The sequence below is a fragment of the Bacillus sp. JJ1764 genome (assembly GCF_036962145.1).
GTDB lineage: Bacteria > Bacillota > Bacilli > Bacillales > Cytobacillaceae > Neobacillus.
In genome coordinates this window covers 1-16913 of the sequence record NZ_JBALNY010000054.1, presented here as the reverse complement: position 1 = coordinate 16913, position 16913 = coordinate 1, and the positions used below count along the sequence as shown (strand labels likewise).

13 protein-coding genes are annotated in these 16913 nt (G+C 42.6%); all 13 read left to right on the top strand.

Going from position 1 to position 16913, the window contains the following annotated elements; all coding sequences use genetic code 11:
- Positions 1–182: 182 nt before the first annotated feature.
- Positions 183–2162: an excinuclease ABC subunit UvrB gene (uvrB, locus tag V7083_RS09140; RefSeq protein WP_335477212.1), complete on the top strand. Its 1980-nt coding sequence runs from the start codon at positions 183–185 to the stop codon at positions 2160–2162.
- Positions 2163–2170: 8 nt separating this feature from the next.
- On the top strand, positions 2171–5044 hold the full coding sequence (uvrA, locus tag V7083_RS09135) for an excinuclease ABC subunit UvrA (protein ID WP_335477211.1): 2874 nt from the start codon (positions 2171–2173) through the stop codon (positions 5042–5044).
- Between the two features lie 221 nt (positions 5045–5265).
- Entirely contained in the window at positions 5266–5820 is a 555-nt protein-coding gene (locus tag V7083_RS09130) for a CBO0543 family protein (protein WP_335477210.1), read from the top strand.
- Positions 5821–6128: 308 nt separating this feature from the next.
- Positions 6129–6443 carry a DUF4870 domain-containing protein gene (locus V7083_RS09125; protein ID WP_335477209.1) on the top strand — a complete coding sequence of 105 codons (315 nt, stop codon included), beginning with the start codon at positions 6129–6131 and terminating at the stop codon, positions 6441–6443.
- 39 nt (positions 6444–6482) lie between these two features.
- Positions 6483–7610 carry a DUF4097 family beta strand repeat-containing protein gene (locus V7083_RS09120; RefSeq protein ID WP_335477208.1) on the top strand — a complete coding sequence of 376 codons (1128 nt, stop codon included), beginning with the start codon at positions 6483–6485 and terminating at the stop codon, positions 7608–7610.
- A gap of 12 nt (positions 7611–7622) precedes the next feature.
- Positions 7623–7988 carry a phage holin family protein gene (locus V7083_RS09115; RefSeq protein WP_335477207.1) on the top strand — a complete coding sequence of 122 codons (366 nt, stop codon included), beginning with the start codon at positions 7623–7625 and terminating at the stop codon, positions 7986–7988.
- Positions 7989–8131: 143 nt separating this feature from the next.
- Entirely contained in the window at positions 8132–9067 is a 936-nt protein-coding gene (hprK, locus tag V7083_RS09110) for an HPr(Ser) kinase/phosphatase (RefSeq protein WP_335477206.1), read from the top strand.
- Positions 9068–9083: 16 nt separating this feature from the next.
- Positions 9084–9902 carry a prolipoprotein diacylglyceryl transferase gene (gene lgt, locus V7083_RS09105; protein ID WP_335477205.1) on the top strand — a complete coding sequence of 273 codons (819 nt, stop codon included), beginning with the start codon at positions 9084–9086 and terminating at the stop codon, positions 9900–9902.
- Positions 9903–9923: 21 nt separating this feature from the next.
- Positions 9924–10865, top strand: coding sequence for a nucleoside recognition domain-containing protein (locus tag V7083_RS09100; RefSeq protein ID WP_335477204.1), 942 nt, complete (start codon positions 9924–9926; stop codon positions 10863–10865).
- Positions 10858–11502, top strand: coding sequence for a pyrophosphatase PpaX (gene ppaX / locus V7083_RS09095; protein ID WP_335477203.1), 645 nt, complete (start codon positions 10858–10860; stop codon positions 11500–11502). Before V7083_RS09100 ends, ppaX begins: the two co-directional genes overlap by 8 nt.
- Before the next feature lie 64 nt (positions 11503–11566).
- The gene (locus tag V7083_RS09090) at positions 11567–12100 is read left to right on the top strand and encodes an acyltransferase (protein WP_335477202.1); all 534 of its coding nucleotides are present in this window, start codon (positions 11567–11569) and stop codon (positions 12098–12100) included.
- 371 nt (positions 12101–12471) lie between these two features.
- Complete coding sequence (locus V7083_RS09085) at positions 12472–16491, top strand: bifunctional 2',3'-cyclic-nucleotide 2'-phosphodiesterase/3'-nucleotidase (protein WP_335477201.1); 4020 nt, start codon at positions 12472–12474, stop codon at positions 16489–16491.
- Positions 16492–16652: 161 nt separating this feature from the next.
- Positions 16653–16913 (top strand): ATP phosphoribosyltransferase regulatory subunit (locus V7083_RS09080; protein ID WP_335477200.1); only part of this gene is annotated, 261 nt, incomplete at its 3' end.

Here is a 16913-nt window from a genome sequence, read left to right as displayed (position 1 = left end):
CTCCAATCAACAGAGTGTAAAAAAATCAAAACTGTTCTTAACACAGCCTATTTTTTTAAAAAAACGAATATTAGTTCGCATATTGTTGGTTTGTTTTTGGGTGAATGTGGTAGAATGATAATATTGAAAACGGAGATTCAAAAACAGTAACTATAGAGATGAAAAACGGGAGGAACCTGTTCGTGAAGGACCAATTTGAATTAGTCTCAAAGTATTCGCCTCAGGGGGATCAGCCGGAGGCCATCAAACAATTAGTCGAAGGCATCCGCAACAACAAGCAGCACCAAACCCTGCTTGGCGCCACCGGTACAGGAAAAACATTCACGATCTCCAATGTTATTAAAGAAGTAAACAAACCGACACTTGTCATCGCCCATAATAAAACACTAGCAGGCCAGCTCTACAGCGAGTTTAAGGATTTCTTCCCCAACAACGCGGTAGAGTACTTTGTCAGTTACTATGACTACTATCAGCCGGAGGCCTATGTTCCCCAAACGGATACCTTTATTGAAAAAGATGCCAGCATCAACGACGAGATTGATAAATTACGGCACTCAGCAACATCTTCCCTGTTTGAACGGAAAGATGTCGTCATTATTGCCAGTGTTTCGTGTATTTATGGCCTGGGTTCCCCAGAAGAATATCGGGAAATGGTTGTGTCATTAAGGACCGGAATGGAAATGGAAAGGAACGAGCTGCTGCATCGCCTCGTTGATATCCAATATGAACGCAATGATATCGACTTTAAACGGGGGACTTTCCGCGTCCGTGGTGACGTTGTCGAGATTTTCCCGGTTTCCCGTGATGAACACTGTATTCGAGTGGAATTATTCGGAGATGAAATAGATCGAATTCGTGAAGTTGACGCCCTCACCGGTGAAATTATTGGTGAGCGCGAACACGTGGCGATTTTCCCGGCGTCTCACTTCGTCACCCGGGAAGAAAAGCTGCGTGTGGCGATTGAAAATATTGAAAAAGAGCTTGAAGAACGCCTTACAGTTTTAAGAGAAAATAATAAATTGCTTGAAGCCCAGCGTCTCGAACAGCGGACTCGTTATGATTTGGAAATGATGCGGGAAATGGGCTTCTGCTCCGGAATTGAAAATTACTCGCGGCACCTGACATTGCGTCCTGCTGGATCAACACCATACACATTATTGGATTATTTTCCAGAAGACTTCTTATTGGTGATTGATGAGTCGCACGTAACCCTGCCTCAGGTTAGGGGGATGTTCAACGGGGATAAAGCCCGAAAGGAAGTCCTCGTGGAGCATGGATTCCGTTTGCCTTCAGCGCTTGATAACAGGCCGCTTACCTTTGATGAGTTCGAAAAGCATATAAACAATATTATTTATGTTTCGGCTACGCCGGGACCATATGAGCAAGAACATACCCCAGAGATGGTGGAACAAATCATCCGCCCAACTGGCCTACTTGACCCAACCATCGATGTCCGGCCGATTCAAGGCCAAATTGATGATCTGATTGGTGAAATCCAGGATCGGGTCAAGAAAAATGAACGGGTTCTAATCACCACCCTTACGAAAAAAATGTCAGAGGACCTGACGGATTATCTAAAGGAAATCGGAATTAAGGTGCAATACCTTCATTCTGAGGTGAAAACATTGGAACGGATTGAAATTATCCGCGAGCTGCGTCTTGGCAAATATGATGTTCTAGTCGGAATTAACCTCCTTCGGGAAGGGATCGATATTCCGGAAGTATCGCTTGTGGCAATATTGGATGCTGATAAGGAAGGCTTCCTCCGTTCAGAACGTTCGTTGATTCAGACAATCGGCCGTGCCGCACGTAACGCCAATGGACACGTGATCATGTATGCGGATCGCATGACAAATTCAATGGAGCTGGCAATCAGTGAAACCAAGCGTCGTCGTTCCATCCAAGAAGAATACAATTTAAAACACGGCATCACCCCGAAAACAATCCAAAAGGATATCCGCGATGTCATCCGTGCCACTCATGCTGCCGAGGAGCAAGAGGAATACAAACCAGCTGCATCGTTTGGCAAGATGAACAAAAAGGAACGGGAAAAGTTGATTGCCGATATGGAAAAAGAAATGAAGGCCGCCGCCAAAGCGCTTGACTTTGAACGCGCTGCGGAGCTTCGCGACCTTTTATTTGAATTGAAAGCGGAAGGATAACTAGAATCATGGTAATGGATAAATTGATTGTAAAAGGTGCAAGAGCACATAATTTGAAAAATATAGATATCACCATTCCAAGAGATAAACTTGTCGTGCTGACCGGGCTTTCGGGATCTGGAAAGTCTTCGCTCGCCTTCGATACGATTTACGCGGAAGGACAGCGACGCTATGTTGAGTCACTCTCCGCATATGCCCGTCAATTCTTGGGACAAATGGATAAACCGGATGTCGATACCATTGAAGGGTTGAGTCCTGCCATTTCCATTGATCAAAAAACCACCAGCCGCAATCCACGTTCAACCGTGGGAACGGTAACGGAAATCTATGATTATTTACGTCTATTATTTGCCAGAGTCGGCCATCCCACCTGTCCTAATCATGGTATCGAGATCTCCTCGCAAACGATTGAGCAAATGGTCGATCGGATTCTGGAATACCCGGAACGGACAAAAATGCAAATACTCGCACCTGTTGTTTCCGGACGCAAAGGAATGCATGTGAAAGTATTTGAAGATATTAAAAAGCAAGGATTTGTCCGTGTTCGTGTGGATGGAGAAATGCTAGATCTTAGTGACGAGATTGTTCTGGATAAAAATAAAAAGCACTCAATTGAAGTTGTTGTCGACCGGATTGTCGTTAAGGATGGGGTTTCTGCTCGTTTGGCCGATTCATTGGAAACGGCCTTAAGTCTTGGTGAGGGAAAAGTCATTGTCGATGTAGTTGACGGGGAGGAGCTAATGTTCAGTGAAAACCATGCCTGTCCTCTCTGCGGTTTTTCAATCGGGGAATTAGAGCCAAGGATGTTTTCTTTTAATAGCCCGTTTGGTGCTTGTCCTGAATGCGATGGTTTAGGCTCCAAGCAAGAAGTCGATATTGACTTAATCATCCCTAACAAGGAACTAACCCTTAAGCAGCATGCAATTGCCCCATGGGAGCCGACTAGCTCACAGTACTATCCACAACTGCTTGAAGCAGTTTGTAATCATTACGGAATTGACATGAATATTCCAGTCAAAGACATTCCAGAGAACCAGATGGATAAAATTCTTTATGGTTCCGGCAATGACAAAATCTATTTCCGTTATGAGAACGATTTTGGGCAAATTCGTGAAGGGTATATCGAATTTGAAGGTGTCCTCCGTAATGTGGAGCGTCGATTTAAGGAAACCAGCTCCGATTTCATTCGTGAGCAAATGGAAAAATACATGGCTCAACAGCCATGCCCAACCTGTAAAGGATTCCGCTTAAAGAAAGAAACGTTAGCTGTTCTCATTAATGGGTACCATATCGCTCATGTGACTGATTTTTCAATTGAAGAAGCGCAGCAGTTCTTTGCGAACCTCCAGCTTTCCGAAAAAGAAAGGCAGATTGCCAGATTGATTTTACAGGAAATCAATGAACGGCTCGGCTTTCTTGTCAATGTCGGCCTTGATTACTTAACTTTGAGCCGCATGGCCGGAACGCTCTCAGGGGGAGAAGCGCAGCGTATTCGTTTAGCGACCCAGATTGGCTCCAGACTAACCGGAGTTCTCTATATTCTTGATGAACCGTCCATCGGACTTCACCAGCGTGATAATGATCGCTTAATCGGCACCCTGCAAAATATGCGTGATATCGGCAATACACTAATTGTCGTCGAACATGATGAAGACACGATGCTGGCTGCAGATTATTTGATTGATATTGGTCCTGGTGCGGGTGTGCATGGCGGAGAAGTTGTTTCCGCTGGAACACCTTCAGAGGTTATGGCTGACCCGAACTCATTGACCGGGCAATATTTATCAGGAAAGAAATTCATTCCTCTTCCATTAGAAAGACGAAAATCAGACGGCCGCTTTATTGAAATTAAGGGTGCGGAAGAAAATAATTTAAAAAATGTATCGGTAAAAGTGCCACTAGGCATGTTTGTCGCTGTTACCGGTGTCTCTGGATCAGGAAAAAGTACGCTCATCAATGAAATTCTCCATAAAACCCTGGCGCAAAAACTGAACAGAGCTAAAACAAAACCAGGAAAATTTAAGAGTATAACCGGAGTAGACTATCTTGAAAAAGTCATCGATATCGATCAATCACCGATCGGAAGGACACCACGCTCCAACCCGGCCACCTATACAGGGGTATTTGACGATGTTCGTGATGTTTATTCCTCCACGAATGAAGCAAAGGTGCGCGGTTATAAAAAGGGCCGTTTCAGTTTCAATGTAAAAGGCGGCCGCTGTGAAGCCTGCCGCGGCGATGGAATTATTAAAATTGAAATGCACTTCTTGCCGGATGTTTACGTTCCGTGCGAAGTATGTCATGGAAAACGTTATAACCGGGAAACTCTTGAAGTGAAGTATAAAGGAAAGAGCATTGCGGACGTACTCGACATGACGGTTGAAGATGCCTTGAAATTTTTCGAAAACATTCCAAAAATCAGCCGCAAGCTGCAAACGATTTATGATGTTGGCCTAGGTTACATCAAACTTGGCCAGCCGGCCACAACCTTGTCCGGCGGGGAAGCCCAGCGTGTGAAGCTCGCATCCGAACTGCATCGCCGTTCCAATGGTAAATCCTTCTACATTTTGGATGAGCCGACAACCGGACTTCACGTTGACGATATTTCGAGATTGCTCGTTGTCTTGCAGCGTCTGGTTGAAAATGGGGATACCGTACTGGTCATCGAACATAATCTCGATGTCATCAAAGGGGTAGACCACATTATCGACCTCGGTCCGGAAGGAGGGGACAAAGGAGGTACCATCATCGCCAGCGGTACCCCAGAAAAGGTCGCCGAAGTAGAGGGTTCGTATACCGGAAAGTACCTAAAGCCAATCCTCGAGCGCGACCGTTTAAGAATGCAACAACAAATTGAAGATAAAAGCATCATTAAAGCATAGAGCTGGAATCATTAGGGTATTATTTACAAATAACACATGTATTGACGTATGAATTAGCATACGTCTTTTTCTTTTTGATCCATGTTTGCTCGTAGCTTCTTGACCTCCTTTAGTTATGACAATTAGGATTTGTTAGTTCAACAACAATTACGAAGCTGTATAAATGGGGAAATTCTGTAAAAACTAACAGTCAATGAATAATGCGAAACAGGTGGGGAGCAATGACATATCAAGAAGGATTAAAACAAATCGATCTTGCTACAAAACAAATTAGTGAAGCCAATCATTTAATTGTTGAAGCAGTTATGAATGCTTTTTTTCTCACTTGGCAATGGTGGTTAGCGTTAGCCATGATAGTGGTTCCATGGGTTATTTGGGGCATATTCCGGAATCGTGAGAGCTCAGCTCGTATATTTTCCACTGGTTTATTGATTATGGTATTATCAGAAATCCTTGATACGATAGGCGTTAGTTTTGGCAAATGGGCATATCCAGTGAAAGTAGTACCTGTAGCAACATTAAACTTTTCCTATCGACTTTCTGTTTTACCTGTATTTCTAATGCTGTTATTGCAATTTAAGCCAACCTATCATCCATTTGTAAAAGCCGTTTTTTTTGGTGGATTAGGAGCTTATGTAGGTATGCCGTTATTGGCAATGATCGATTTATACAAAAAAATTGATTGGTCTTTTACCTATTCATTTTTTATTTTAACTGTATTCTATTTAATTGCTCACTGGTTTCTTCGGTTGAATACATATAAAGAAATCAATTAGTTCTATACAAGAGCGAACACTTAGGGTGGTCGCTTTTTTATATGCCAATTTGATGAACGGATTTGCCTGGAATTTCCCAGAAACTGCCGAAATTATCGCAGAAACTGAGGGGATTCTGGCGGGAATATCGCAGAAGCCGGCGGGAATATCTCAATAACCGGCGGGTTTCCGTTCCAAGTACGCGGGAAAGGCCAAAAATCTCTCGAAGCACTCGCTCTAAAAATTGCTGAATCCCCAATTCCTACAAAAAAATTAACGAAACTTTCCAGCCACCTAATCGTACATATTAACAAGAGGTGATGAACGTTATGGAATCAAGAAAGGTCTTATCCAGTTTGTGCTATTTTAGTGTTTTTTTCGCGGGATTTATTTTTCCGCTTGTGGTCATGCTGGCCAGCTCTGATCCGGATACCAAACAGCATGCTAAAAAGGCCTTGTTATCCCATTTGATCCCATTTATTACAGTGCCCATCATTATTTTTGCAGCTATCAAGGACTTTTCCAACATGCAAGATCAAATTCCGGTCTTTTTTGTTATTAGTATTGTCGTTACGATTGTTATTTCTCTGGTTATTTTCATCTGGAATATTGTCAAGGGCGTAAAAGTATTGGTCTCCGAATAAATTGGTTAAGAAAAATAATTTCTGATGAGGGTGGAAAAAATGAAAGAGGAACGCAAACGTATTTTACAAATGGTAGAAGAAGGAAAATTGACAGTTGATGAAGCCCTAACATTAATGGAAGAACTTGAAAAAGCCCAGCAAACCGTGAACCAGAAGCAAGAAGAAATCATGAAAGAGCTGTCGACGACGGTTCAATATGAGCAGAATCATGAGCATACTCAGAGCACTAAGGAAGATCCATTTAACTCCAAGTTTCAATCAACAAAGGACAAAATCTTTGAATTTGTTGATTCTGCTTTGAAAAAAATCAAAGAACTCGATTTTGATTTCAACTTTGGTCAGTCCGTAGACCTATCCCATATTTTTCATCATGGAAACGCAGACTTCAAGGATATGGATATCGATGTGGCAAACGGTTCTGTTAAGATCATAAGTTGGGATCAGCCCGATGTAAGGGTAGAGTGTCAGGCGAAGGTGTACCGTGTTGAAAACCAAGACAGCGCACGAGCGAACTTTATGCGCGATATTACATTTGAGGTGGCAAACCAAAAGCTGCGCTTTGGCACCCAACAAAAATGGATGAAGGTCGAGGCACTCATCTATGTTCCTAAGTCACAATATGAAAATGCCAGAGTCAGATTATTTAACGGTTCCATTTCTGGTGGAGAATTAAATGTAGGCAATCTCCAGGTCAAAACGGCGAACGGAAAGATTGAACTGGGACAGATCATCGGTAAACGAGCTGAGGTTGAAACGGCCAATGGAAAAATAAAAGTTAGACACAGCCAATTTGATGAACTCGAGGCGGAAAGTATCACTGGGTCTATTAAATTGGACGGGGACATGGCTAAAGTTGATGCTCAATCATTTAACGGGAACATTCATTTGAATCTAAGCGGCAACAGGGCTGAATGGATTCACACCAAAACGACGACCGGGGGAATAGACCTGTATATCCCGGAAGAGCTCCCGGTTGAAGGGGAGCTTAAGACAAACCTAGGTGGCTTTAACTTAAATCTTGTTGGGGTCCAAATACTAGAGGAAAAGAGTGAAATGGTACAAAAGTCACTTCGTTTCCAATCGGTCAACCATCCTGATAAAATGTTAAAAATCTTTGCAGATACAAAAACAGGTTCAGTGACTTTGAAGAAATCTTTAGAAAAATAGGGGACAAGAAATATGAGATGGTTAATAGGATGTTTGATTAATGCGGTTATATTTATGGCGCTAGCAGGATATTTTCATGAAAGCTTTTATCTTTCAGGATTTGCAGCCGCGGTTCAGGCGAGCATTTTATTATCCATCTTAAATATTTTAGTCCGGCCGCTTTTGATTCTTTTTACTTTGCCAGTGACCGTGTTAACGATGGGGTTTTTTCTCTTTGTCATTAACGCAATGACACTTGAACTAACTGATTTTCTTATGGGGAGTTCGTTCGAGATTCATGGCTTCGGAATGGCGCTTTTCTTCGCCGTCATCATGGCTTTGATTAATCTGATCATCCAAAAAACAATTCTGGAGCCATCAAAACGCTCGAAAGAATAACATCAAAAAGGTGCGTATCTTATGTGATAGGCATCTTTTTATTTTTCACTTTAACAAAAGTATGGTTCTCCATAAAAAAATGTTAAAATAAAAAGTAATATTTTCTTCAAAATACATTAGACCACTTTAAGGAGGAACGTTTCTTGCCTAAAGTACGTACCAAAGACATATTGGAAAAATTTCAGCTTGAATTGATTAGTGGTGAAGAAGGGATCAACCGTCCGATTACGATGAGTGATATCTCACGTCCCGGAATAGAAATAGCCGGTTACTTTGAGTTTTATCCAGCTGAACGAATCCAGCTTTTAGGGAAAACAGAGTTGTCATTTTACGGTGAACTATCTGACAGGGATAAAGGTACAAGAATGGAACAATTATGTACCGATATTACCCCCGCCATTATTGTGACTAGAGGCTTGGATGTTCCTCCAGAGTTAATCGAGGCTTCCGAGAGAGAATCTGTGCCGGTGCTAAGAACCAATATGAAGACAACGAGATTCTCCAGCCGACTCACCAATTTTTTGGAAAGTAAGTTGGCACCAACAACTGCTGTACATGGTGTGTTGGTGGATATTTATGGAATTGGTGTGTTAATTACCGGAAAAAGTGGTGTTGGTAAAAGTGAGACAGCACTGGAACTCGTCAAACGGGGGCACCGCCTTGTAGCGGATGACTGTGTTGAAATTCGCCAGGAGGATCAGGATACATTGGTTGGAACTTCTCCGGAATTAATTGAGCATCTGTTGGAAATCCGCGGTTTGGGGATTATTAATGTGATGACCTTGTTTGGTGCTGGAGCCGTTAGAAGTAATAAACGCATTACCATGGTGATTAATTTGGAAATCTGGGATGCCAAAAAGCAATATGACCGTCTCGGGTTGGATGAAGAAAAAATGAAAATCATTGATACTGAGGTAACTAAGTTAACCGTACCAGTTCGTCCTGGACGAAATTTGGCTGTTATTATAGAGGTTGCAGCGATGAATTACCGCCTGAAACGAATGGGCGTTAACGCTGCGCAGCAATTTACAGAACGTCTTTCTGATGTCATTGAAGACGGGGAGCACGAAGAGATATAAGGGGGAAACAGGTAACATGAATGAATCAATTCAGCCGCTTAATCCGATTGCCTTTTCATTTGGACCCATTCAAGTCCATTGGTACGGCATTATTATCGGATCAGGTCTGGCCTTGGCGCTTTTTTTAGCGATTCGTGAGGGTAACCGTCGCGGTTTGCCGAAAGATACATTTGCTGACTTAATGCTTTGGGCGATTCCAATCGCGATTATTTCAGCACGAATCTATTATGTGATGTTTGAATGGGGTTATTATTCCAAGCATCCGGGCGATATCCCGAAAATTTGGAACGGTGGGATTGCCATTCACGGCGCGTTAATTGGTTCTGTCCTCACGACTTATATATTTGCCAAGAGCAAGGGCCTTTCTTTTTGGAAAATTGCTGACATAGCCGCACCAAGCATTATTTTGGGACAGGCAATTGGGCGTTGGGGAAACTTTATGAATCAGGAGGCCCATGGCGGTGAAGTGACAAGAACTTTTTTGGAAAACCTTCATTTACCGGATTTTATTATTAACCAAATGTATATCAATGGTACATACTATCATCCCACATTTTTATACGAATCGGTTTGGGATTTTCTCGGATTCGTACTATTGATGTTACTGCGCCGTGTGAATTTGCGCCGTGGTGAAATGTTTTTAACCTATGTAATTTGGTATTCAGTCGGCCGTTTCTTCGTTGAAGGTTTGCGTACAGACAGCTTAATGCTCGGCAGCCTGCGCATGGCACAAACGATTTCGATCGTCTTAATTGTGAGCGCATTAATTATTTTGTTGATCCGCCGGCAAAAACATCTTTCAGACAGACGCTATTTAGAACAGGAAAATATATAAGCTTAAGGGAGATTTGGGGAAATGCTGCTACACTCATTAAAAAAGGGGTTACTGGTTGGGTTGAAAACAACTTGGACATTGGGGAAAATTATTTTTCCGGTTACAATGATTGTGGCAATATTGCAGTATACACCAGTATTGCCATGGTTGATTAAACTTGTTTCCCCGTTGATGAAACTACTTGGTTTATCCGGTGATGCAGCCATTCCTCTTGTCCTAGGGAATTTCTTGAATCTATATGCCGCCATCGGAGCCATTTTAACACTTGATTTTTCCGTGAAAGAGGTCTTTATTTTAGCGGTAATGCTGTCATTCTCCCACAATCTGTTTATTGAATCAGGTGTGGCGATGAAGGCTGGTGTCAAGCTTTGGATCGTTCTGACGACACGGCTAGGGTTGGCAACACTTTCGGCTTTTGTAATCAACTTGGTTTGGCACGGCGGCAGCCAGGCGGCCCAATATGGGTTAATTGAAAATAAAACGACACATGCCACAACTTTGGCAGGCATATTTCTGCAAGCACTCGAGAAAGCGGGATTGGGGATCCTTCAATTGGCGATGATTGTGATCCCGCTCATGGTGGTCGTTCAAATCCTAAAAGATATTGAATGGCTGAAGAAATTCTCGAAAACTATGGCTCCGGTGACAAGGTCCCTGGGGATGCAAGAAAATACCTCAACCACGATGGCTGCTGGCCTTTTTTTTGGACTTGCGTATGGAGCAGGTGTGATGATCCAGGCTGTTAAAGAAGATGGGGTCAGCAAAAAAGATGTTACCTTAGCTTTTATCTTTCTGGTTGCCTGCCATGCGGTGGTAGAGGATACCTTGATTTTTGTTCCTCTCGGGATACCGGTTTGGCCACTATTTTTAATCCGGCTCGGAGTTGCCATAACATTGACCTTAATTGTCGGGAACATATGGAAACGAACAGGCTTTTTAAGAAAGGAAGCTACCTATGAATAACAAAATCACCACATTGTTGTTTGATTTGGATGGAACGCTTATTGATACAAATGAATTGATTATCAGCACTTACTTGCACACTTTGGAAAAATATTATCCGGGCAAGTACCAACGCGAGGATGTCCTGCCGTTTATGGGACCAACGCTACATGAGGTATTTGGAAACATGGACCCGGACCGCGTTGAAGAAATGGTTCTGGAATATCGCAGCTTTAATCTTGCCAATCATGATTTATTGGTTAAAGAGTTCAGTGGCGTGCTAGAAACAATTCAAGCGCTAAAGCAAGCCGGATATAAAATGGGCATCGTTACAACAAAACGTCATGATGTTGCCATGAAAGGCCTGCGCTTGATGGAACTCGACTCCTATTTCGATACCGTTATCGCCTATGACCATGTGAAAAATGTAAAGCCTGATCCAGAGCCGGTTCTGAAAGCATTGGAACAATTGGGTTCTTCTCCTGAGGAGGCCATCATGGTCGGTGATAACCACCACGATATTTTAGGTGGGAAAAACGCCGGTACGAAAACAGCTGGAGTAGCCTGGTCTCTTAAAGGTCGGGAATACCTTGCCAAATATGAACCGGACTATATCTTGGAGCATATGAGTGACTTATTGAAGATCGTTGAGGTTTAGGGGATTCGCGAAAATCCTTTTCAAGCATTAAATTCAGATACACTTGTTGGAGCTGAGATATAAAATGAGAAATACGACCCGCTACCCCGTTGAAGGAGCGAACTCGTTGTGGCATGTATACAGAACCGTGCCGTTTTGGAAGGTTGTTAAAAATTTTATCGTCATCCAGCTGGCCCGTTACACGCCATTCTTGAGGATGAAGAATTGGCTCTACCGCACATTCCTTCGGATGGAGGTGGGGGAGCAAACATCCTTTGCCTTAATGGTGATGCTTGACGTAATGTTTCCTGAAAAAATTAGTGTCGGCCGGAATACGGTAATTGGTTATAACACAACCATTCTCGCTCATGAATATTTAATCAAAGAATACCGGCTTGGAAAGGTAGAAATCGGCAGTGAAGTCATGATTGGTGCTAACACTACCATTCTTCCCGGTGTCACAATAGGGGACGGAGCTTTCGTATCGGCTGGAACTATTGTCCATAAAGACGTCCCTGCCGGCGCCTTTGTCGGAGGCAACCCGATGCGGGTTATTTATACAAAAGAACAGTTAGCTGAACGCTGGGCTGACGATCCTATTTATGGTAATAAAAGATAAGAAAGCCTTGGCTAAGCCTGGCTTTTTTTTCGTGGTCAAAGAGGGGATTTCTGATAAATTCGGGGAATTCCGCCAAAACTCGACGGGAATATTCCCAATACTCGCTGAATTAACCCAAAATCTCACGGAATAACGCAAAAAATCGCGCAATCTTTTACAAAGAATCAACATAATTTTTACAAAGGGAACATTTACGTTCTTATTAATGAACAGTATAATAATAGAGCAGTAATATAATTGATTCAGACATTTTGAGACTGGTTTTAAAGAACACGGTCTTATTGTTGTCTCATAAATGAAAGGGGCGATTCTTTTACATAGTCATCGAGGTTCTTGAAAGAAAATAAGAAAGAGGGCTAGGTGGAATGAAAATGAACCGAAAGAAACTAAAAAAAATGAAGAAACTGACCGCTACAGCACTGATCCTCAGCACAGTTTTTGCACCAACATACTCCTTCAAAGCAAATGCAGCAGGCACTAGCAATACTGCAACACTACGAATCTTAGAAACTACTGATCTTCACTCAAACATCATGCCATATGATTACTATCAAGATACTTCTACTAATATTAATTATGGACTAGCCAAGACCGCTACTTTAATTAAGGAGGCCCGTTCGGAAGTCAGCAATTCGATGCTGTTTGATGCTGGGGATTTAATCCAGGGCAACCCACTTGCGGACTATGTGAATCGAATCAAGCCATTAGGGAAAGATGATACCCATCCGATATTAAGGGCGATGAATTACCTGCAATATGATGGCGGTATCGTGGGAAATCATGAATTTAACTATGGCCTGGACTACTTAAACAATGTTTTAGAAGAGGCAAAATTCCCAATTGTAAACGCTAATATTTATAAAGACGATAAAGACAATAATCCTGATAACGATGTCAACTACTTCACGCCATACAAAATCATTGATAAAAAAATCGTCGATGCCAATGGCAATGAATCCGTCGTAAAAGTTGGTGTCATTGGTTTTGCTCCACCGCAAATTATGCAGTGGGACAAGGATAATCTGACTGGAAAAGTTATTACCAAGGATATCGTCAAGCAAGCAAACAAGTTTATTCCAGAAATGAAGGCGGATGGAGCAGAAATCATTGTAGCCATCGCCCACTCTGGATGTGATATCAAATCTGAAGGCAAGGAAGAAGCAGAAGATGCCGTTTACGATTTAACAAAGGTTAAAGGCATTGATGCCATGCTATTTGGACATGCCCATGTAAATTTCCCTGGCGATGCATCCTTTAATGGCAAAACTGGAATTGATAATACCAATGGAACAATCAATGGTACACAAGCCGTTGAAGCAGGCTTTTGGGGAAATAATCTCGGGGTAATGGATTTAGCGCTTGTGCAGGATGAAAACGGAAAATGGACCGTTGACAAGGCCAACTCCAAATCCGTGAACCGGCCGGTTGTTGCTTCAACAGGACTGGACCAAACGATCGTAGATGATGTAAAGCCTGAGCATGAAGGAACAATTGCTTATGTTCGCAGCAAAATTGGCGAAACCACCATTCCAATGAACAGTTATTTTTCCAGAGTGATGGATGATTCTTCTATCCAAATAGTCAACAACTCACAATTAGACTATGTAAAAAAATGGATTGATACAAAGGCTCCTGATTTAAAAGGAATTCCAGTCATTTCTGCAGCTGCACCATTTAAAGGCGGCCGCGGAGGTGTTGGGGACTTCACCAATATTCCGAAGGGCGAGCTTTCCATTAAGAGTGCCAACGACTTATATCTATTCAATAATACTTTGAAAGCCGTCAAATTAACCGGTGCTCAAGTAAAAGAGTGGTTGGAAATGTCTGCCGGACAATTCAAAACTATTGACCCGAATGTAGAAGGAAATCAAGATTTATTAGATTACGATTTCCGTCCATACAATTATGATGTCATTGACGGAATTAAATACCAAATTGATGTAACGAAACCGGCTCGATACAACTATGCCAATGGCGTACTTCTGAATCCGGATGCCCATAGGGTAATCAATTTTACGATGATGGATGGAACTCCGATTAAGGACGACCAGGAATTTATTGTTGCAACCAATAACTACCGTGCCAGCGGAGGCGGAAGCTTCCCGCCATTAATTGGTGGAAAAGCCCAAGTCGTTGTGGATTCTCCATATGAAAACCGACAAATCCTCATGGATTATATCAGCAAACAAGGCACTGTCAATCCAGTTGCGGATAATAACTGGAAAATCGCTCCGGTTGGCGGTAAGGCAACTTTGACATTTAACTCAGCTCCTGCAGCCCAAGCTTACCTTGGACAAACTCCAAATGTAAAGGATCTAGGAGCTTCTACGGCAAAACCAGGCTATGAAACCTATCAACTCGACCAAAATGTTCACGTACAATTACTAGGAATCAATGATTTACATGGCCAGTTAGATTATAAAACGACTGTTTCCGGCAAACCTGTTGGTGGTATTGAATATTTAGCTGGATATTTGAAAGAAAGAGAAGCTACCAATGCTTCTAATACGCTGATGGTTCAAGCTGGGGATGCGGTTGGTGCCAGCCGTCCCGTTTCTGCCCTTTTACAGGATGAGCCTACAATCCGCTTCCTTAACGAATTAGGCTTTGACGTAGGAACCGTAGGTAACCATGAATTTGACGAAGGCGTTACAGAAATGCTGCGTTTGATCAATGGTGGATCTCATCCAAAAACAGTCGACAAGTATGGCGCGTTTGAAGGAGCAGCCTTCCCATATGTGGTTGCAAACGTAGTTAAAGAGGATACCAATCAGCCTATTTTACCACCTTATGTCATTAAAGAAGTGGACGGTGTCAAAATTGGATTCATTGGTGTCGTGACAACGGATACACCTAATATTGTTACTCCAAGCGGTGTGGCCGGCGTGAAATTCACGGATGAAGTGGATGCAATCAACAAATATGCAGCAGAATTAGAGTCTAAGGGTGTTAAGTCTATCGTTGTCCTTGCTCATGATCCTGGCACATCGGCAACTGATGGTTCTAACCCAACCGGAAAGGTAGTGGACATGGCCAAAGCGGTTGATGATGAAGTAGATGTTATTTTTGGCGCCCATGACCACAAATATCTAAATTCAACTGTTGACGGCAAATTGCTTGTTCAATCTTATTCTTATGGAACTGCATTCTCTGATGTTGATTTAACAATTGACCCCGTTACACAAGACATCACGACGAAAAAAGCAGAAATCGTCTCGACCTTCCAGGATGCGGCCCATCTCGATGCAAAAGTAAAGGCCGAGCTGAATGCGTACCAAGCTGAAGTGGCTCCGATTACCAGCCAGGTTGTTGGTGAAGCAGCAGCTCCGATTTCCCGCACTGCAAACGAAGCAGGAGAAACAGCATTAGGTAACCTGATTGCGGATGGAATGAAGACCATCACGAAAACAGACTTTGGCTTTATGAATGTCGGCGGGATTCGAGATGATATCAAGAAATCTGGCCCAATCACTTGGGGAGACTTATTTGCCATCCAGCCATTCGGTAATGATATCGTCACGATGAATATTACCGGTGAACAAGTTAGAACTCTATTAAATCAACAATTCCAAGCAGACAGAAACCGAATCATGCAAATCTCCGGATTAAAGTATACGTGGACCAATAACCTGCCAATCGGTCAAAAGGTACTTGATATTTATTTACCAAATGGCTCAAAAATTGATCCAAAAGGAGTATACTCCGTTGCGGTAAATAACTTTATGGCTGACGGCGGCGACGGATTTACCGTGCTGAAGCAAGGAACCAAGCGCGTGACTTGGATGTCTGATTTAGATCTTCTAATTCAATACGTAAAAACATTTAGCGGCCCAATTTCCGCTCAAATTGATGGACGAATTCAAATTGATAAAACTGCACCGGATGCACCGGTTGTCGATGAAGTAACTGATCAATCCACTACCGTAACTGGAAAAACGGAAGAAAGTGCGAAAGTAGAAGTTACAGCCAACGGCACCGTCATTGGTACAGCTGTTGCCAAAGCGGATGGATCTTTTACCGTAGCCATTTCTCCATTAAAAGCAGGAACAGAGATTTATGTAACAGCGACAGACTTAGCTGGCAATAAGAGTGCTGAAACGAAGACAGTTGTGAAAGATGTGACTGCTCCGGAAGCACCGCAAGTAGGCATGATCATTGCACCGGCGAAGAGTGTCAGCGGTATGGCGGAAGCAGGTTCAACCGTGAATGTGTACAATGGAAAAACACTTCTTGGAACAGCTGTTGCCGATCAGAACGGCAAGTTCACAATTGCCTTCAAATCTGCACAAACCCATAACACAGTATTAACCTTTACGGCAACGGATGCAGCAGGAAACACAAGTAAAGTAACCAAAGTTACCCTTGTAAAAAGCAATCCGAAATTCCAGTAAATAAACAAGAAAATGCCCCTGAGAATTTCTTCAGGGGTATTTCTTTTAATATTGTGATTATTTATTTGACTTCAGAATTTGAAAAAGGTAAACTACAAATAATAAACTTTACTTCTCTAATACATTAGCAAACTAAAGTAAAATAATAAAGGATGAGCAGGATGAGTCGCTTGTTTATGTTTGAAAAGCCATTAGGAATGCGGGATACGCTGCCGGAGCTCTATGAAAAGAAACATCCGGTTCGGTCCTCTATTGCCGGAACCATGAAAGGTTGGGGCTATCAATTTATTGAAACACCAACTCTTGAGTACTTTGAAACCGTTGGAGCTGCCTCGGCCATTGCGGACCAACAGCTCTTTAAATTGTTAGATAAAGAGGGACATACACTCGTGCTAAGGCCGGATATGACGTCACCCATTGCC